This window comes from Gelidibacter gilvus (assembly GCF_004115975.1).
GTDB classification, from domain to species: Bacteria; Bacteroidota; Bacteroidia; order Flavobacteriales; family Flavobacteriaceae; genus Gelidibacter; species Gelidibacter gilvus.
On record NZ_SDDZ01000001.1, the window covers coordinates 812,563 to 831,902 of the forward strand.

Consider the following 19,340-nt stretch of genomic DNA (forward strand, 5'->3'; position numbering starts at 1 on the left):
TATCAATGTATAAAAAAAAATTGGATTCTTATTCGCTGACATTAAGCAAAGCTAAATATGAAGCCGAAGGTAAATTGAAGATATTAAAACATCTGAAACGTTTCAATCTTTTACTTTCATTAATTCTGTTAAGGTAGTTGTGAAGGGGATTCCGGCTGCGATTCTGATGTTTTTCCCCTTAATTGTCTCTTTATATTGTTTTAATTCTTTAAAGTTCCAAATCGAACCTTTAAATTCTAAAACTTCTTTGGATTCTATTTCTATATCATAAACTAGATAATTGTCCTTCGTTAAATCTAATAAACCAAGTTCTTCTAATCTTTGTTTAGAAAACACTCTAACACCTTTTTCAAGTTTGAATATTTGGGCAGCTTTGGAATTTCCACTTTCTCGAAGTAGTAGGAATTTTGCATTTACAATTTCATTAGTAAATCTTAGAGAGCCTTTTTCATCGTCCATTCTAAAATTATAAAGTTTATTTTTTTTATACCAATCGGTTCTTGCATTGTTTTTTGAGAAACCAACCAAAACATAAGTTTCATCGGGTATTAGTTTTTCTTCGTTAAAATACTCAGGGATTCGTTCTGAAATTTCGTTAGGTGTGTCGTTCTTATAAATTTGATATTGTTTATTTGCTAAGTTATCGCGCTGCGAAGCGGTGTTTAAGAAATGTTTTAAAACCTCATTAATGAAATTTTCGAGATGGATAGTTTCATTTGTGTTTTCTGAAGGTTTAATTGGAAATGCTCCCAATCCTGGTAAAATTTCATGAAAACCTCGAAGTGGCTTTTCTGTATCTCCGGGATATAATACATATGCGCCACTTGTTCTTCTGATCGCATCTTTATAAGCATGCATTTTTAATAAATCTGCATTCTTATAAATTCCTTTTAGGTTTTGTTTTTTCTCTTCATCTAAAGTTCGATCAGATTTTTCCTCACCTATTATTTGATTAATATTTGCAACTTTATACTTTGCATCAAAATGAATATGAACTATCTGCTCAGTAGCTTCAGCTTCATTTTCATCTAGTTTTATCGGCCAAATAGATAAGGTGTAATCGGGTCTTAAGGTTGTTGTCCAACTTCCTGTTTTTGATATATCCTTTGTTCCGCCACTAAAACTCCTATTATAGTTAAACCTAACGTTCAAATCACGATGCGCTTTGGTGTAAGTACCTTGTAAGGCTGTTACTTTCCCTTGTTTAAGTTGTAGGCTTAATTTATCATTTGATGGTACAATTAGCTTATCAAGTTCTTTTGGTTCAATTTCGAAAATATGCGTTAAAACATCTAAGAGTTTGAAAAATAACCAATATTCATATAGCGTAGCAATGTCTTTTTTGCCTCCGCTATAAACTTCGTCTCCACCATTCCAAATGAGTTGTGCAGCCAAGTCAAATTTTAACCACACATTCAAGACTTCGCGATAGCCTTCTTTTTTTTGGAGTATCGGACTATTTAATTTTAAAGTTGTTGGCCTTGAAACTTCTTTGAATAAATCATGTTGCAAATGTGTTTCTAGTTTTTCAGAAACTATTTCAGCTTCTTCCTTAAGTCGTTCGCCCGCATTTGGATGATTCGCAATATCCATACAGAACTTCAAAAAGGTTTCGAGTGCATGTTTTATAAAGCGGTTTTCGGAAGTGTCGACACTTTCAAACTTTCTATTAGATTCAATTTTGGTAGCAACGGATTTAATTCCTTTTTTGTATAAAGGATGCGAACCGTTTAGTTTTAATCGATTGTCAGAATTTATTAAAGACTTTAACTCTGAGTTTTTAAATCGCTTAATTTTTCTAGCATCAGTAATTTCTGTCTCCTCTGTCCAATTCGTGGTAGGCGTTGTTACGATACGTTGAATAGCATCTTCAAAGTCGTCTGAATTTATGATAGAACTAACAAACGCAAAGCGTTGGTATAAAGTTTTATTATCTGTACTAAAATCAGTTTCAAAGGAATGACTTACTGGGGAATTGGCTTGAATAATTAAATCTGTACATTTTGATGTAATGTCATTCAACATGTATTGATAATCTTGACGATAGCTTGTTTTTGTAGACTGGACCTCTAACTGTAAACTCCATTTTTGAGATGGATTTTCCGTACTAAGAATCTGTAATGTAAGAGTGCCGACAAAAATATTTGGGGCAAGGACCCCAATATATTCTTTTCTCTTTCTGTTTTTTACAATATTACTTTGATCACTACAAAAAAGCCGGTAGTTTTTGGCGAGATTATCATTTTTATGGTAAAACTCAAAATCATAGAAGCATCCTTCTTTTAGCTGATAGATAGGTTCATGTTCATAATAGTTGGTGCTATCTACTTCTATTTCGCCTTTTTTCTGTGCGTCAATTAATAAGTATAAACCCTCAGCTATATGAGATAAATTTATTTCTATGGATTGTACCTTCTCCATTTGTTAGGCCTCTGCATAACTAGCGAAGCCATTATCAATAGCACCTTTATACATTCTAGTTATTTTCTCTAAGGATAAAGGGTATAATATGTCGCTATTATCTTTATAATTTATGGATTCTTTATTATTTAAAAAGGCTTTGGAAACGTCTATGGATTCTGTGACACAAAATGAAGCCAATATCTCCAAAATTGGTTGTAACTTACGTCTAGAACCATGAAGTTTTGGTAATAGTTTTTGCATTATAGCAATATCTATTTTATCATTTTCAAGCATCTCGTTATCCAAAGTGCTTAACTGATTATATAATCTATGTATTTCCGTTGCGGAACGATAACCAAACTCAGCACCTGTTTTCTTTAATTCTTCAAAAAACTGGATTAACTTTTGATTTAGCTTCTCCGTATCTATCGTCGGAAATTCTTTGTTTGAAGCAATTTTTAGAAAATCTTCACCCATTGAAGCTCCTTTTCCGTTAAGTTCAGTAAAATCTATGTCTTTAGGAGATTTCAAGAAGTTTTGAATATCATCTTTATTTACTCTAAACTCAATAACGTTTGCCCTGTCTAAGACCTTTGGGCTAAACATATAAGTGGTTTCATCTATGTTTACAGTTCCAACGATAAACAAATTACTTGGCCAGTCTATTTTTGATGGAACATCGTTTTTTTCGTCTTCAGAACTGTGAAGTTTTATGATATCTTTAGATTCCATGATACTTAAAAAGTCTGCAAAATAACGCTCCACATGACTTAGATTCATTTCGTCTAAAATTAGAAAATAGGGCTTGTGTTCATTTTTATTTGCTTTCAATATAAGTTGCAGAGCGCCATTTTCTGGCTTAACATATTCGCTATTGTCTAATGCATTTACATAGCCTAGCAAAGGCTCTCTATTTGTCCAATCGGCACCAACGGGAACTATACAATACTGTGAACTGTCTTCTGAAATCCATTGCGAAAATGCTTGAGCTAATTTAGTCTTACCTGAACCGGATAAACCACTTAATAAGACAAATGGTTTTGTGGCTAGAGATGCGATATATCTTGTAATTAAAGGAAGCGAGTAGTTAAGGCCTGCAACTCCGCAGGATTGATGGAAGTTTTGGATGTTCAATCGACTTTTATTGATTGTTTTTTCAAAATGACCTGAGTTCTCGTTTGTAAATAAACTCGAGTTATTTCGATTTAGAAAATCCTGGTAACTTTTTAACGCTGCCGAATAAAACTTGTTTTGCCAATAACTACTGGGTATTTCATGTTGAAATATTCCATTTGGATTATTTTGCTCATTTAAAACAAATCGATACAACTCCTCGATTTTCTCAGTCGAATTAATATCATAAATACTGTTAAATCCTTCTATTTTACTTTTTGCTTTATTGTTTAAGATATCGTCCAATAAATCTATTGCTCTTAAATATGAGGAAGCCTTTTGACTTCCATCCTTATTACTTTTCTTTAAGTATGAGGAAAATTGTTCTTTCATAGATGAAAATTTTTTAGATGAAATTTCAAATCCATTATCTCGTAGAATTTTGAATGGAATTTTAGTGTTATTTCCAAAATCTTCAAGTTTTAAATCTTTTCCTTTTTTTAATTTATTTGCAGTTGAAAGAACTAAAATTGGTGGATATGTATTACCGTTATAAACAAGGTCATATGTAGAGGAGTGCCTGCCTGTAATTAATTTCGGATTATTATCTATTTGTTTAATAGCATTTATTAGCTCTTCTCGTGTAAATTGAATTTTCATGAAATACATATTAAATAATATTCTATATAATCACCCAAAATACGAATATATCACACTTGATTAAGCAAATTATAAATTTAAGAATTAATATTTCATGTACTCCGCAACAATCGGAATATCAGCCTCCGCCCAATCCAAATTACGCAACTCATCTTTCTCACATAAAACATAATCAGCATGTTCTTTCAACTTTAAATCCCCAGACACATAATCAGCCACAAAAGGTATCAAATTAATTTTGAAATCTGGATAGGTATGAATTACAGGCGTCAACCTTTGTTTTACTTCGATATGAATATTTAATTCTTCAAAGACTTCACGTTTAACGCAATCAATGTCAGATTCGCCCGCTTCAATCTTGCCGCCGGCAAATTCCCATTTCAAAGGAAGTTTCATCGTTTCACTTCTTTGAACGGCTAATACTTTAGTCCCAAAATGAATTAGTGCACACGTGACAGGTATTATTTTCAATAGACTTTGAATTTAATGTGAAATGAGCGTTTGCGAGAAACATTCAAGTTTTGACTCTTAATTCTAACAGCGCAGCGGTCTTGATTCTACTTTAATGTGCCTCCAACCAATCCTGACCAACGCCCAAATCCACTACCAAAGGCACCGACAGTTCATAAGCACTTTCCATTTCCGATTTGACCATTTTTTTGATGTCTTCCAATTCTGATTTATAGACGTCAAACACCAACTCATCATGCACTTGAAGGAGCATCTTGGTTTTAAAATTTTTGTCGACCAGTTTTTTGTGGATGTTGATCATTGCCACTTTGATAATGTCCGCTGCACTTCCTTGGATGGGCGCGTTCACGGCATTACGTTCCGCCGCGCCTCTAACCACAGCGTTTCTGGAATTGATGTCCTTTAAATAGCGACGACGGCCTAAAACGGTCTGCACGTAGCCGTTTTCTCGTGCAATTTCTATTTGATCACTAATATAATTCCGCAGTTTTGGATAGGTGGCATAATAGGTGTCAATCAAATCTTTGGCTTCGGTTCGCGATAAATCGGTTTGATTGCTCAATCCAAATGCAGAGACGCCATAGATGATTCCAAAATTGACTGTTTTGGCATTGCTACGTTGCTCACGGGTCACTTCTTCCAATGGCACACCAAATACTTTTGAAGCGGTAGAGGCGTGAATATCCTCACCGTTCTTAAAGGCATTGATCATGTTGTCTTCTTCACTCAAGGCTGCAATAATGCGCAATTCGATTTGGGAATAATCCGCCGCCAATAACACATAATTCTCATCTCTTGGCACAAAGGCTTTCCGCACTTGACGTCCACGTTCTGTACGGATGGGAATATTTTGAAGATTCGGGTTGTTGCTGCTCAAACGACCTGTAGCCGCCACGGTTTGCATATAATCGGTATGGACTCTGCCGGTAGTTGGTTCTACCTGATTTGGCAACGCATCCACATAGGTGCTTTTCAGTTTTGCCAGCCCACGATAGTCCAAAATATGCTGAATTATGGCATGGTCTTTCGCTAAATAGGATAAAATTTCTTCACCAGTAGCGTATTGACCGGTTTTGGTCTTTTTAGGTTTGTCGACCAATTTAAGCTTGTCGAATAAAATATCACCCAACTGTTTTGGGGAGGCAATGTTGAATTCTTCGCCCGCTTCCTTAAAAATATTGGCTTCCAAGGTTTTGATGTCATTATCTAATTTTTCTGATAATGAATTCAGGAATTTCTCATCTAAATTGATGCCTTCCAATTCCATATCGGCAAGCACGCGCAATAGGGGAATTTCAATCTCATCAAAAAGTTTTTGGGTATTGGCTTCGCCCAATTCCTTTTCAAAATGCTCTTTGAGCTGCAAGGTAATATCGGCATCTTCAACAGCATATTCGGTTTGTTTTTCTAACGAAACCGTACGCATGGACAGTTGGTTCTTTCCTTTTTTACCAATCAATGCTTCAATAGGCATGGGTGTATAATTCAGATAGGTTTCGGCTAAAATATCCATATTATGGCGCATATCAGGATTGATGAGGTAATGGGCCAACATGGTATCAAACAATTTGCCTTTGACCTGAATGTTGTATTTATGAAGCACTTTGATGTCATACTTTAGATTCTGCCCTACTTTTTCAATGGTTTCAGCTTCAAAAAACGGACGAAGTTCTTCAATCAGGGTTTGAGCTTCCTCTCTATTCTCTGGAAACGGCATATAAAATCCTTTGCCAACTTCCCATGAAAATGCAATCCCAACCAATTCTGCAGTAATCGGATCTAAACCGGTGGTTTCGGTATCAAAGCAGACACTGGATTGTTTCATCAGATTTTGGATGAACAGTTTGGTTGCCATCCCGCTCGCAACACTTTGATAGAAGTGGGAGGTTGTTGCCGCTGTTTTGCGGGTAAACTCTGAAACTGTTTCCGCTTGGTCGCTGTTTTCAGATGGCGTGGCGCCGAATAAAGAAAATTGTCCAGATCCTGCGGATCCGTGAGCTTCTACTGGTGTTTTACTCGTGGTGTTTTGAGGGTTTCCAGCACCTGCAACTTTATTATGTTCAGTGCCTCCGTTGGCTATCGCTTCTGGAGTAAAGGTTTTTAGGAAGTTATCGGTGAGACGTCTGAACTCCAATTCTTGAAAAATGTTTGTGACGGCTTCAAAATCGGGCTCGGACATTTCAAAGTCAGATTCACAAAATTCTACCGGCACATCCAACATAATGGTGGCCAAAGTTTTGGAGAGCATTCCCAGTTCTTTATTCGCTTCAATATTTTCTTTCATTTTTCCTTTTAGCTCATGGGTATTGGCTAAAAGATTTTCCATGCTGCCAAATTGCTTGATGAATTTTTTTGCGGTTTTTTCGCCAACGCCCGGTAATCCTGGAATATTGTCGGAAGAATCGCCCATCATGCCTAAAAAATCTATGACTTGTAGTGGGGTTTCAACCTCAAATTTTTTCTTAACCTCCTCAACGCCCCAAGTTTCATAACCGCCGCCAAAGGATTTTGGTCTGTACATAAATATGTTTTCTGTGACCAATTGTGCAAAATCCTTATCTGGCGTGACCATATAGGTGGTGTAGCCTTGGGCTTCTGCTTGTCTGGAAAGGGTTCCAATGACGTCATCAGCTTCATAGCCTTCCTTGACCATAATAGGAATGTGCATGGCCTTGAGAATATTATAAATATGCGGAATAGCGGTTCTGATGCCTTCAGGTGTTTCGTCCCTATTGGCCTTATAAGCTTCAAACATTTCCACCCGATCCACACTGCCGCCTTTGTCAAAACACACCGCTAAATGATCTGGGCGTTCCCTCTTGATAACGTCCAACAAAGAGTTCATAAACCCCATAATGGCTGAGGTATCTTCTCCTTTTGAATTGATTTGTGGATTCTTGATAAAGGCATAATAACCTCTAAAAATTAAGGCGTAGGCATCGACTAAAAACAGTCGTTTTTTTTCTGACATTGATTTGTTTTTTTGAAGATCATAAAATTACAAAAGATAATTTGATTTGGGCGTTGGGATGTGCTTAATGTGAAATTGGAGAGCTGGGACGCAGAGATTCACGGAGGGACATGGAGTTGTACAGAGCAGTTGTTTTTTCTATGAAGATTTGCGGAATCTGACTATCCGGCTGGTGGGTCGGCGGGACACGTGTAAAAGAATGCCCGACCAATGAAAGATATTTAAAATCAAACCGTATTTTTGAAGCACGACCATCAGTAATAGAGAATAGAAATGAAGAATAAAAAATATAGCATCGCCATTCATGGTGGTGCAGGTACTTTAGTGAAAGGATTAATGACCGCCGAATTAGAAGCTGCTTATAAATCTGCTTTGGAAACTGCGCTCACTGCAGGTTATGCTGTTTTGGAATCTGGCGGAACGGCAATTGATGCGGTTGAAACTACTGTTAAATTATTGGAGGACACCCCACTTTTCAATGCGGGGAAAGGTTCTGTTTTTACCGCTGAGGGCACTCACGAAATGGATGCTGCCATTATGGACGGGCAAAACCTCAGAGCTGGAGCGGTTTCTCTAATTACCGGTATTAGAAACCCTGTGGCATTGGCACGTGATGTTATGGACAAAAGCTATCATGTGTTTCTGGCAGGTGAAGGCGCCATGGCATTTGCCAAAAGTAATGGCTATGAGATTTTAGATCCAGAGTATTTTTATGATGAAGTGCGTTATCAGCAGTGGCAAGGCATCAAAGACAGCGATAGTTTTCAATTGGACCACAGTGTCAAAAAAGACGGAAAATTTGGAACCGTTGGTGCGGTGGCATGCGATCAAAATGGGAATACAGCTGCGGCAACATCGACAGGAGGGATGACCAATAAAAAATGGGGCCGCGTGGGCGATAGTCCGATGATTGGTGCTGGGACTTATGCCAATAATAACACCTGTGCAGTGAGTTGCACCGGCAGTGGTGAATATTTTATCAGAGGTGTAGTGGCTTATGATGTGTCATGCTTGATGGAATACAAAGGATGGTCATTGCAAGAAGCTGCAGATGAAGTCATCAATCACCGTATTCTTAAAATAGGTGGTGACGGTGGATTGATAGCTGTTGATGCTAATGGAAATATTGCCATGCCGTTCAATACGGAAGGGATGTATCGTGGGTTTAGAACTTCGGATGGGAAGGGGGAGGTTTCTATTTATAGGGTTTAGGCATTAGGGAGGTAGAGGGATGAGGCATTAGGCATTAGGGATTAGGAAGGAGGGATGAGATGTGAGAGGTGAGAGGTGAGAGATGAGACGAGTTGTCGAATTAAAGCTTCTGTGTCATTAATTTCTCGCGCCGAAGTCGGAAAACTATGTTTTAATGGGTTGCAACAGATCATTACTTTCCGTAAAATCACAAAAGCAAATCCGTGACAATCCGTGAAATCTGTGTCTAAAAAAACCATGCAAATCCCTAAATCAATGTCACCCGCCTGAGCGGACGGGCATGTTCGCGTTCCATTAAACCATAATAACTCCCTAAATAAAATCAGCCTCAATCGGTAAGACGCTTACCATGCGCTCATCAATATAATACATGTCGCCATTAGAAAGTACATGAACAGTTAAATTCGCAATGGTCATAGGTGTGCCGTCGTCCAATACCTTCTCTTTGTTATGGGAGATTCTGCTTCCATCAAAAATAATCACCATTCCGGACCCGATGACCAAACATTTCCCATTTTTAATGATCAAGCCCGTATCCTCAGCCAATCCGACACCCAAAAGTTTTGGAAATTTAGCTACCGCACCAGAGACACGCCCAAACCGACCACGTTGAATAAAATGGGTATCAATAATAAGCTCTTTAATAAAGCCCAATCCCTTATACATGGTAACAGCGCCTTTTACAAAAGCTTCCGCAGCTTTTCCGCCAGCTATCATTTCTTTGCCCATAGCCATAGCGCCTGCACTGGTGCCAGCAATAACAAAACCTACTTCGTTTTGAAACCGCTCTAACATGATTTTATGGATCGTAGTTCCGCCAATTTTATTGGTGATTTTTGATTGGTCGCCTCCAGAAAACATGATGCAGTTGGCGGCTTTTATTAAATCTATAGAACTTTGCTTTTCGGAATCTTCCTTGCTTCGTATGTCTAAAACAATCACATTCTCACAGCCTAATGCGGTGAAGGCAGAAAGGTAATTTTCGCCTACTTCCTCTGGAATGCTTGATGCCGTAGTAATGACAACAATATTGGCGTATTTTCCACCAGCTTGTTGTTTGACGTGGTATAAAATACCTTCATCAATAAATTCCAGGGTGTGTTTTTCGCTTTCGTTTTTTCCTTTATCTTCATTTCCACCAATGGGAATCAATGTTCCTTTTACTGTCATTTTAAATACTTGTGATTAGCAATTCGCTAAATTAAACTTAATTAATAAAAAATAATTCTATATTTAGGAAATGTACAAAAAAGAAAAACTCAAAAGGAATTAGTTGCGCATTTCATTTGACGTTCAAAAATTAATTGACCCTTTGTTACAGTGATTACATTTAACCTCCAAAACCCTAAAATTTAATGAAAATACGCGAAATTAATGCCATGAGAGGACCCAATTATTGGTCCGTAAGACGCCATAAATTAATAGTGATGGTGTTGGATCTAGAAGAAATGGAAGAGCGTCCTTCTAATAAAATAGAAGGTTTCAAGGACCGTTTAGAAGCCATGTTCCCGACGATGTATGAGCATCGTTGTTCTGTTGGAACCGCAGGAGGGTTTTTTCAGCGAGTGGAAGAAGGGACTTGGATGGGGCATGTTATTGAACATATTGCCTTAGAAGTACAAACGTTGGCTGGCATGGACGTTGGCTTTGGGCGCACAAGGGGTTATGGTGAAAAAGGCGTTTATAATGTGGTCTTTGCATATATGGAAGAGTCTGTTGGAAGATATGCCGCAAAAGTATCTGTCGCTATTTGTGAAGCACTTATTGCAGGAGAACCTTATGATATGACCGATGACATCCAACGCATGCGCGAATTGCGAGAAGCAGAACGCTTGGGTCCAAGTACGGGGTCTATTGTGGAGGAGGCTGCCTCAAGAGGTATTCCGTGGATTCGTTTAAATAAATACTCCTTATGTCAGTTGGGCTATGGTTCCAATCAAAAACGCATTCAAGCTACCGTAACCAGTGAAACCAGTAGTATTGGTGTGGAATTGGCTTGTGACAAAGAGGATACCAAATATCTATTGGAACAAGCCGAAGTACAAACGCCTCGCGGCGATATTATTAGAAGAGAAAGTAGTGTTGAAGAGGCTTGCAACTATGTGGGATTTCCATTGGTGGTGAAACCTGTAGATGGGAATCATGGCCGCGGCATTACCGTGAATATTCAAAATGTTGAAGATGCTTTGGTTGCTTTTAGAATTGCCAAGGAAAGTTCTAAAAATGGTGCCGTTATCCTTGAAAAATATATCATAGGTGAGGATTACCGTTTGTTGGTCATCAATAATGTTTTGGTTGCAGCAGCCAAGAGAACGCCGGCAAATGTAATAGGTAATGGCAGTTCTACCATACAAGAACTGATAGATGAGGTGAATAGAGATCCGCGTCGTGGTTATGGCCATGAAAATGTATTGACGCAAATTACCGTCAACGATTTGACCATGGGTCTTATTAAGGCAAGCGGATACACTTTGGAGAGCGTTCTTAAGAAAGATGAACGTCTGATATTGAAGGATACTGCCAATTTAAGTACGGGAGGTACTGCGGAAGATGTAACAGATATCGTGCATCCCGCCAACGTGTTTATGGTAGAGCGTATTTCTAAAATAATTGATCTGGACATTTGTGGCATTGATGTCATGACCACAGATATCAGCAAACCTTTAGAAGAAACTGGAGGTGCCGTGTTGGAAGTCAATGCAGGTCCTGGATTTAGGATGCATTTGGCGCCTACTTCAGGATTGCCGCGCAACGTGGCCGCTCATGTGATTGATAAATTGTTCCCGCATGGGGTTAACGGCAGGATTCCTATAGTGGCAGTTACTGGAACAAATGGCAAAACCACAACCACGCGACTTATTGCGCATATGGCAAAGATGAAAGGTCTCAAAGTGGGCTATACCACGAGTGATGGGATATATATTCAGAACAGATTGCTGATGAAGGGCGACTGTACTGGTCCTGCAAGTGCTGAGTTTGTGCTGAAAGATCCCACGGTTAATTTTGCGGTTTTAGAAAGTGCCAGAGGCGGCCTATTGAGAGCAGGATTAGGATTTCATAATTGTGATATTGGCATTGTCACCAATGTAGCCGCCGACCATTTAGGATTAAAAGGCATTCATACCATAGAGCAACTGGCTAGAGTAAAAGGCGTCATTCCGGAGACGGTTTCACCAGATGGTTATGCCATTTTAAATGCGGACGACGATTTAGTTTATGAAATGCGACGTACGGTCAACTGTAATGTGGCACTGTTTTCTATGGATGAAAACAATCCGAGGATTAAGGCCATGCAAAAGTTAGGTGGACTTACCGCGGTTTATGAAAATGGATTTATTACGGTGTGCCGTGGCGAATGGAAAATGCGTATAATTAAATCGGTGAATGTTCCGTTAACTTATGGAGGGCGTGCCACCTTTATGATCCAAAATGTTCTACCCGCTGTCCTTACAGCCTATATCCAAAAATTTACAATTGATGAAATGAAAGTTGCCTTAGAGACTTTTATTCCTTCTCCGGCACAAACTCCTGGTCGACTTAATTTATTCCAGTTTAAAGATTTTCAGGTGTTGCTGGACTATGCCCACAATCCGGCAGGAATGCGAGCACTGCAAAAGTTTATCGAAAATATTGATGCGAGTGTCAAGGTTGGAATCATTGCTGGTGTTGGTGACCGACGAGAAGAGGATACCCTTGAAATAGGGAGTATTGCCGCTGAGATGTTTGACGAAATCATTATCCGTCAGGACAAAAACTTAAGAGGGCGATCAGAAACTGAACTTATCAATATGTTGGATGCTGGCATAAAAAGAAGAGATCCAAACAAGAAAACGACCATAATCCCCAATGAAAAAGAAGCTGCGACCTTCGCTATTACGAATGCTAAAAAAGATGCCCTGATTGTGATTTGTAGTGATGTCATTCCAGATGCCTTAGAACTTGTGCAAAAATTGAAAGAGGAAGAAGCCAATCGACTCTATGAGTTTTCTACGAAGGATATCCCTAATCAATAAAAAAAATCGAGGCATTTCTTAATTTGAAATGCCTCGATTTATATAGATGAAGATTATTTTAAAGTTTTGTGATTAGCAAGCCTTAACTTCACGAGTTCTGATTTGTAGACTTTTTCTGTAAGCTTTAATGCTAATAAGGTCATTACTTTTCTTATAGCTTAAATTGACGACGTCATTTCTTGAAAACGTACCAAATGCTATTTGGTTTTCTGCAATTTCTTGAACGGTAATGGCTTCAATGGTGATGATGTCATTCTGTTTTACGGTATCGTTAGAAGCATTTTGACCAAAAGTTAATACTGGTAAAGTGATCAGTACAATAAGAAATAAAAGTTTTTTCATGATGTCAACGAAGGGTTTTGATTAATCGTTAGTACAAAGAAACAACACAAAGTGAGTTAAATAGAATATATTAGATATAGAACATCGATAAACGGTTAAGTTGAAAAACCACTCAAAAATCATCGATGAAATACGCAAATGTGGCGAATAGCCCAATAAACACGTAAGCGACCAATGACACGATATATAGATAATAAGTTCAGTGACCTGTTCAATCGACAAAAGGTAAATCAGTTTAAGATTGGAAATACCACTTATAAAGAACGTATCAAAAAACTAGATGCGCTTAAGAATGTTTTGGAGTTTACCTCTAAGCAAAAGATCAGGGACGCGATGTACGCCGATTTCAAAAAACCTTTTTTGGAGACCGATCTCACGGAAATTTATCCGGTACTCACCGAAATAAAATTTGCTAAAAGCAATTTGAAGTCTTGGATGAAAGATCAACACGTGGATACACCTATAGCATTACTTGGCGCTTCGTCTTATATCAAATACGAACCTAAAGGGGTTTGTTTATTAATCTCACCTTGGAATTTCCCCATCAACCTCACTTTTGGCCCATTGGTTTCGGCAATTGCAGCGGGTAACACAGTTGTTATTAAACCTTCTGAAATGACTCCCAATGCCTCCAGGGTGATGGCAGATATTGTAAAGGAGCTGTTTAATGAAGATGAGATTGCGCTTGTTGAAGGTGAAGTTGAGGTATCAACAGAATTATTGAAGCTTCCTTTTAACCATATATTTTTTACGGGCTCGCCACAAGTTGGTAAAATTGTGATGAAAGCGGCCTCTGAACATTTAACTTCCGTGACTTTAGAACTTGGAGGGAAGTCGCCCACGATTATTGATAACTCTGCCAATCTTGAAACGGCGGTTAAAAGAATAATTTATGGAAAATTCACCAATGCTGGACAAACCTGTATTGCGCCAGATTATGTGCTTTTGAAATCGGATCTGAAGGAACAATTTACAAAACTTTTTAAATCTAAAATTGCAGAATTTTACTCAGAAGACGCTCAGAGCTCAGAATCCTATTCCAGAATTGTCAACGCCAAACATTTTGAACGTCTGGTATCTTATATTGAAGAAGCAAAACTAAATAAGAGTGAAATCGCTTCAGGAGGAACTTATAATTCCAGCGATAATTATATAGAACCAACCTTAATTTTTGATATGCCAGAAGAGTCCAAGGTGATGACCGATGAAATTTTCGGACCCATCCTCCCGGTTAAAACCTATTCAAATATTGAGGAAGCGGTGGATTATATTAACTCTAAAGAAAAACCGTTGGCATTATATATCTATAGTAAGTCTAAGAAGAACATCGACTTTATCATGAATAATACCAGAGCTGGCAGTGGTTGTGTGAACCATAACCTCCTTCAGTTTTTAAATCATAATCTTCCGTTTGGAGGCAGTAATAACAGTGGCATTGGAAAATCACATGGATTCTATGGGTTTGAAGCTTTTTCCAACCGGCGTGCCATGATGAAACAGCACACCATAGGCGCCACCGATTTATTGATGCCGCCTTATACCAATTTTAAGCAGAAGTTGATTGATCTGACTTTGAAATGGTTTTGAAAGGGCCTTATGCTTCAATAAATTAATTTAATGATTTCTTTGTGAAACTTCGTGCTTCTTTGTGCAACTTTGAGGAATAGCTTTTTTATTCAGCAGTTGGCAGTCACTATGTTTGCATTGCTTTTATATCGTCACCTGTTTTCTGCTGTTAGCAAATCCGTAGTAGAGAATATAAGCGTAACATAAAATAACAAAAAACAATGCCGATTTAAATCCTATCTGATCGGTTAAATACCCAAAGGTTGGCGGAATGATAGCCCCTCCAACAATAGCAGTACATAACATCCCTGAGGCTTTTGGTTTCAACGATCCAATCCCATCAATGGCCAGTGTGAAAATTGTTGGGAACATAATAGAGTTGAACAATCCTACCGCTAAAATACTCCACATGCTCACCAAACCAGTGGTACTAATGGAAATTATAATTAACGAGATGGCAATCGTGGCAAAAACACCCAATACCTTTCCTGGCTTGATAATTCTGGTCAGATAAGCGCCTGCAAATCGACCGATCATGGCACCAGACCAATAAAACGTGACAAATACCCCAACAATAGCCTTATTATCGCTTTCGGTAATCCCAGTACTAAGAATTCCTTCTACAATAGATTTCATGAAACCGTTTTGTTTAATGACCTCCACCATATTCATATCTAAAAAGTAATTGACCAAATAGCTTCCAATAGCTACTTCAGCACCTACATAAAAGAAGATGCCAATAATTCCCATCACTAAATTTTTATGTTTTAAGGCATCTCTGTACGATCCAACGGCAGTTTCATTGATCAGTTTTGGAAGCTTTGCGAAGAAGAACCCTCCCGCAATGATAAAAATGAAAATCGCCAATCCCAAAAACGGCATTTGAACCGCCGATGCTTCACTAGCTAAATAGACACCTTTTTCAGATTCTGTTAGAATTGCAATTTCGTCAGTGGTTTTAATTTTATCACTTAAAATAAATAAAGCTCCTATAACTGGGGCAATGGCAGTTCCTAAGGAGTTAAAGGCTTGAGACAGGTTCAAACGGCTTGAAGCCCCATCTTCACTTCCTAAAACGGCCACATACGGATTAGCTGCCACTTGTAAAATAGTGATGCCTCCCGCCAAGATAAAATAAGCCACCATGAAAATTCCAAACATTCTGTAAGACGCTGCTGGGTAGAAAAGCAAACAGCCTACTCCCATAGTGCATAATCCTAAAATAATCCCTTTTTTATAGCCGATTTTGGTTAGAATATAACTGGCTGGAATAGACAGTAAAAAAAACGCACCAAAAAAAGCAAATTGGACCATGCCTGCCTGAAAATAAGTAAGCGTAAATAATTCCCTAAGTCTTGGAATAAGAGAATCTACCAGAACAGTAATGAATCCCCAAAGGAAAAATAATATGGTCAATAATATAAAGGAAGAACGATAGGATTTTAGTTGATTCATAATGTTTAATTCAAGGTTTTTAGTTCAAAGTTCCAGTTTCAATATTTCTGGATCAAATCATGTTTTAGGTTCAATTTGTGGCTTTTTCTATTTCTTTTTATGCGATTATGTCTGAGACTGAGACTGTCTACTGCACACTGCCTACTTCAGACTGCTCACTGCCCACTGCCGACTGAATACTAATCTCATCAACAAATATCCAGCTTTTGCCCTTATCTCCATATCCAGCATGCCGTTTAGGAAGTCTGCCCAATTTTTTGGCGACAAGCTTAACGTATTTCGCGTTTCTATCTTTCAAATCGAAAGTCATCGTCTTTATTTTGACCTCTTCTGAACGATTAATCGCGTTAATGCTTTGCTTTCCTACTAATTGAAAATTTTGATTATCGGCTGAAATATAACATAAAACCTCGGTAGGATAGAAAATAAAGGAACGTTGGTCCTGTAAAAAGTTGACATTAATGGACTGGACAAATATTTGTTCTCCCAAATCAACAATGGCTACCACATCTTTATCCTCATAGCCTTGCCAGGTCCCTGATCGGAAATCCTTGGAACCTTTAATTCCGTCAATTAAAGCGTTGGGTCCACCAGCATTGTATTGGTTGGCATATGTCGTTTTGAGTTCGATGGTCCGGTTAGGATCAATTTTATAAAAATCGGTGGCAAGGGTAGCGCTTCTTTCGTCATCTTTTTCAGAATATACTTTTAAAGTCGACGATTCTGAAATGATAAACGGCTTGTCATATTTGATAAAAATGGAATCGTTTAAGGTGTAAAAAATATCCGTTTCTTTTTGAGCATTATCCAATACAATTTCTGTTTCACCTTTAGCGATAAATGGAACGGGAACTATTTTAAAATAATCGATGGATGTGGTCGGCGCATCGTCATCGTCAGTTCCCCAGTCAGAAGGTGAATCGGTCATATAAAATTCCAAAATCCCTCCAGAGAGAATATCCTTTGAAGTAATATAACTTTTATGCAATCGGCTGCCGTTAAGTCTGACATAATCAATGTATTTGTTTGTGTCAGAAAGATCAAATGCTTTGATGGTAAAGTTTTTTCCGTTTTCAAGATTGATCGTGGCTTTATCAAATAACGGCGTTCCAATTATATACTGATTGGAACCTGGCGTCACCGGATAAAAACCCATGGACGAGAATATATACCATGCACTCATTTGGCCGCAGTCTTCATTTCCGGCAATACCGTCAGGCTCATTTTTATAAAGTTCAGTCAGAATTTGATGGACTTTCTCTTGGGTTTTATAGGGTTTATTAACAAAATTATAAAGATATGCCATGTGATGGCTTGGTTCATTACCATGGGCATATTGGCCAATGAGTCCGGTGATATCTTGCATGTGACGTCCTGCAGTGCCACTTTCAGCAGTGAATAAACTGTCCAATTGTGCTTCCAATACTTCTTTTCCGCCTAACAATTCCATGAATCCAGAAAGATCCTGCGGGACATAAAAACTGTATTGCCACGCATTGGCTTCGGTATAGTTAAAATTGACTTCATAGGGATCAAAAGGTTCAAACCATGTGTTTTTGAAACGACCTCGCATAAATTTTGTATCGGGATCAAAAACGTTCTTATAGCTTTGGGCACGCTTCATAAAGATTTCATAGTCATCAACTTTTTCCAAAGCGTGGGCCATTTTGGCAATGGTCCAATCGTCATAGGCATATTCCAAGGTTTTTGAGACGGATTCACTTTCTTCCTCAACAGGAATAAACCCAAATTGTTTATATGATTTTAAGCCCAGATGATCTTGGTTGGCCGAATTTTTCATCGCTTTAAAAGCTTTTTCGGCATCAAAACCTTTTATCCCGGTTAAGTAGGCATCAGCAATTACGGGAACGGCATGGTAGCCAATCATCGTGCCGGTGTAATTGGCACTTAAATCCCACATGGGTAAGATGCCGCCCTCATCGTATTTTGCGATCAGCGTGTTGACAAAATCACTGGTGCGCTTACGTTCAATTAGTGTGTATAGAGGATGTGCTGCCCGATACGTATCCCAAAGTGAAAACACGGTATAGTACTTGAACCCTTTGGCATTATGGATTTTCATGTCCATCCCTCTATATCGACCATCGACATCCTGATAGATGTTGGGTACGATCATGGTATGGTACAAAGCCGTATAAAAATTTGTTTTATGGTCTTGGTTGTCGGTTTCAATTATGATTTTTTCTAATTGATTTTCCCATACGGTTTGCGCTTTTTCCTTGACCTCGTCAAAGGTTTTATCACCAATTTCAGCTTCATAATTTTTCTTGGCACCATCCTCATCAACTGCGCTGATGCCAATTTTTACGTAGACAGGTTCGTTTTTGGGATTGTCAAATTGGAAAACAGCTTTTTTATTGGTCAAGTTCTGTTTTCTAGCAATTAAATCGACCGACATGGGGTGTGAGAATTTAATATAATAGAATAATTTCTGATTGGTCGCCCAAGCTTTGGAATGGCGATATCCGGTAATTTCAGTCCGTGAAGTTTGCTTGATTTTTGAAGCCAAGAGCTGATCGCGATGTTCTAGGTCTAAAACGATAATTTGATTTTTAGCCGTTGGGAATTCGTATTTATGGATGCCACTGCGCTCAGAAACCGTTAATTCTACGTTAATATCCGTGTCTTGTAAATATACTTGGTAGTAGCCAGGTTCGGCTTTTTCCTTGTCGTGTGAAAATTTTGAGCGATAGCCTTTTTTACCGTCACTCCCATTATTGAAAACGACTTCATTAGTGGGCATGAGTAAAATATCGCAATAATCGTTGACACCCGTACCACTGAGATGGGTGTGAGAAAAGCCGTAAATATATTCATCACTGTAATGATAGCCAGAAGCACCGTCCCATCCGTCGAGACGGGTGTCTGGGCTTAATTGCATCATTCCAAACGGCATGGTTGCACCTGGATACGTGTGTCCATGACCACCTGTGCCAATAAAAGGATTGACCAATGACACTAAAGATTTGTCTTTTTTAGCTGGAGTTGTTTTGGGATGGTCAGAACAGCCTATAAATAGAAATAAAGCTGTAAAAGCTAAAAAAAATGACTTCATCAGTTAAGGGATTGATATTGCAGCGGAAATATACTAAATCTTAAGGGACGGTTAAATT

The 19,340-nt window shown here is 38.4% G+C and carries 11 protein-coding genes; 3 read left to right on the top strand and 8 right to left on the bottom strand.

Translation table 11 applies throughout. The features are described 5' to 3' along the window. Positions 1-102 precede the first annotated feature (102 nt). From ESZ48_RS03455 to polA, 4 genes are all read right to left on the bottom strand, one after another. Positions 103-2,421, bottom strand: a complete 2,319-nt coding sequence (locus ESZ48_RS03455; RefSeq protein ID WP_129015896.1) for a DUF2357 domain-containing protein — start codon at positions 2,419-2,421, stop codon at positions 103-105. Between the two features lie 3 nt (positions 2,422-2,424). Continuing rightward, positions 2,425-4,176 (bottom strand): McrB family protein, encoded by a 1,752-nt coding sequence (locus tag ESZ48_RS03460; protein WP_223266345.1) that lies wholly within the window; start codon positions 4,174-4,176, stop codon positions 2,425-2,427. Between the two features lie 84 nt (positions 4,177-4,260). Continuing rightward, entirely contained in the window at positions 4,261-4,647 is a 387-nt protein-coding gene (locus tag ESZ48_RS03465) for a (deoxy)nucleoside triphosphate pyrophosphohydrolase (RefSeq protein ID WP_223266346.1), read from the bottom strand. Positions 4,648-4,738: 91 nt separating this feature from the next. Next, positions 4,739-7,618, bottom strand: coding sequence for a DNA polymerase I (polA, locus tag ESZ48_RS03470; protein WP_129015898.1), 2,880 nt, complete (start codon positions 7,616-7,618; stop codon positions 4,739-4,741). A gap of 273 nt (positions 7,619-7,891) precedes the next feature. Between polA and ESZ48_RS03475 the strand changes: the two genes are divergently transcribed. After that, positions 7,892-8,830, top strand: a complete 939-nt coding sequence (locus tag ESZ48_RS03475) for an isoaspartyl peptidase/L-asparaginase family protein (protein ID WP_129015899.1) — start codon at positions 7,892-7,894, stop codon at positions 8,828-8,830. A 312-nt stretch (positions 8,831-9,142) separates the two neighbouring features. Here the strand turns inward: ESZ48_RS03475 and ESZ48_RS03480 are convergent, their stop codons facing one another. Next, positions 9,143-10,000: a cyanophycinase gene (locus ESZ48_RS03480; protein ID WP_129015900.1), complete on the bottom strand. Its 858-nt coding sequence runs from the start codon at positions 9,998-10,000 to the stop codon at positions 9,143-9,145. Between the two features lie 185 nt (positions 10,001-10,185). Here ESZ48_RS03480 and cphA point away from each other — a divergent pair, with 185 nt between their 5' ends. Continuing rightward, the gene (gene cphA, locus ESZ48_RS03485) at positions 10,186-12,843 is read left to right on the top strand and encodes a cyanophycin synthetase (RefSeq protein ID WP_129015901.1); all 2,658 of its coding nucleotides are present in this window, start codon (positions 10,186-10,188) and stop codon (positions 12,841-12,843) included. Positions 12,844-12,915: 72 nt separating this feature from the next. On the opposite strand, the gene ESZ48_RS03490 is transcribed toward cphA, so the two are convergent. Then, positions 12,916-13,185: a hypothetical protein gene (locus ESZ48_RS03490; RefSeq protein WP_129015902.1), complete on the bottom strand. Its 270-nt coding sequence runs from the start codon at positions 13,183-13,185 to the stop codon at positions 12,916-12,918. A 174-nt stretch (positions 13,186-13,359) separates the two neighbouring features. Here ESZ48_RS03490 and ESZ48_RS03495 point away from each other — a divergent pair, with 174 nt between their 5' ends. Beyond that, on the top strand, positions 13,360-14,772 hold the full coding sequence (locus ESZ48_RS03495) for an aldehyde dehydrogenase family protein (protein WP_129015903.1): 1,413 nt from the start codon (positions 13,360-13,362) through the stop codon (positions 14,770-14,772). Between the two features lie 123 nt (positions 14,773-14,895). Here ESZ48_RS03495 and ESZ48_RS03500 read toward each other — a convergent pair whose 3' ends face one another. Then, positions 14,896-16,206 carry a sugar MFS transporter gene (locus tag ESZ48_RS03500; protein WP_129015904.1) on the bottom strand — a complete coding sequence of 437 codons (1,311 nt, stop codon included), beginning with the start codon at positions 16,204-16,206 and terminating at the stop codon, positions 14,896-14,898. A gap of 127 nt (positions 16,207-16,333) precedes the next feature. Continuing rightward, positions 16,334-19,282: a GH92 family glycosyl hydrolase gene (locus ESZ48_RS03505; protein ID WP_129015905.1), complete on the bottom strand. Its 2,949-nt coding sequence runs from the start codon at positions 19,280-19,282 to the stop codon at positions 16,334-16,336. Positions 19,283-19,340: the final 58 nt, after the last annotated feature.

Bases quoted from the DNA above. Each gene is read 5' to 3' on its own strand.
- ESZ48_RS03455 (WP_129015896.1), bottom strand. From the start codon at position 2,421: ATGGAGAAGGTACAATCCATAGAAATAAATTTATCTCATATAGCTGAG.
- ESZ48_RS03460 (WP_223266345.1), bottom strand. From the start codon at position 4,176: ATGAAAATTCAATTTACACGAGAAGAGCTAATAAATGCTATTAAACAA.
- polA (WP_129015898.1), bottom strand. From the start codon at position 7,618: ATGTCAGAAAAAAAACGACTGTTTTTAGTCGATGCCTACGCCTTAATT.
- ESZ48_RS03475 (WP_129015899.1), top strand. From the start codon at position 7,892: ATGAAGAATAAAAAATATAGCATCGCCATTCATGGTGGTGCAGGTACT.
- ESZ48_RS03480 (WP_129015900.1), bottom strand. From the start codon at position 10,000: ATGACAGTAAAAGGAACATTGATTCCCATTGGTGGAAATGAAGATAAA.
- cphA (WP_129015901.1), top strand. From the start codon at position 10,186: ATGAAAATACGCGAAATTAATGCCATGAGAGGACCCAATTATTGGTCC.
- ESZ48_RS03490 (WP_129015902.1), bottom strand. From the start codon at position 13,185: ATGAAAAAACTTTTATTTCTTATTGTACTGATCACTTTACCAGTATTA.
- ESZ48_RS03495 (WP_129015903.1), top strand. From the start codon at position 13,360: ATGACACGATATATAGATAATAAGTTCAGTGACCTGTTCAATCGACAA.
- ESZ48_RS03500 (WP_129015904.1), bottom strand. From the start codon at position 16,206: ATGAATCAACTAAAATCCTATCGTTCTTCCTTTATATTATTGACCATA.
- ESZ48_RS03505 (WP_129015905.1), bottom strand. From the start codon at position 19,282: ATGAAGTCATTTTTTTTAGCTTTTACAGCTTTATTTCTATTTATAGGC.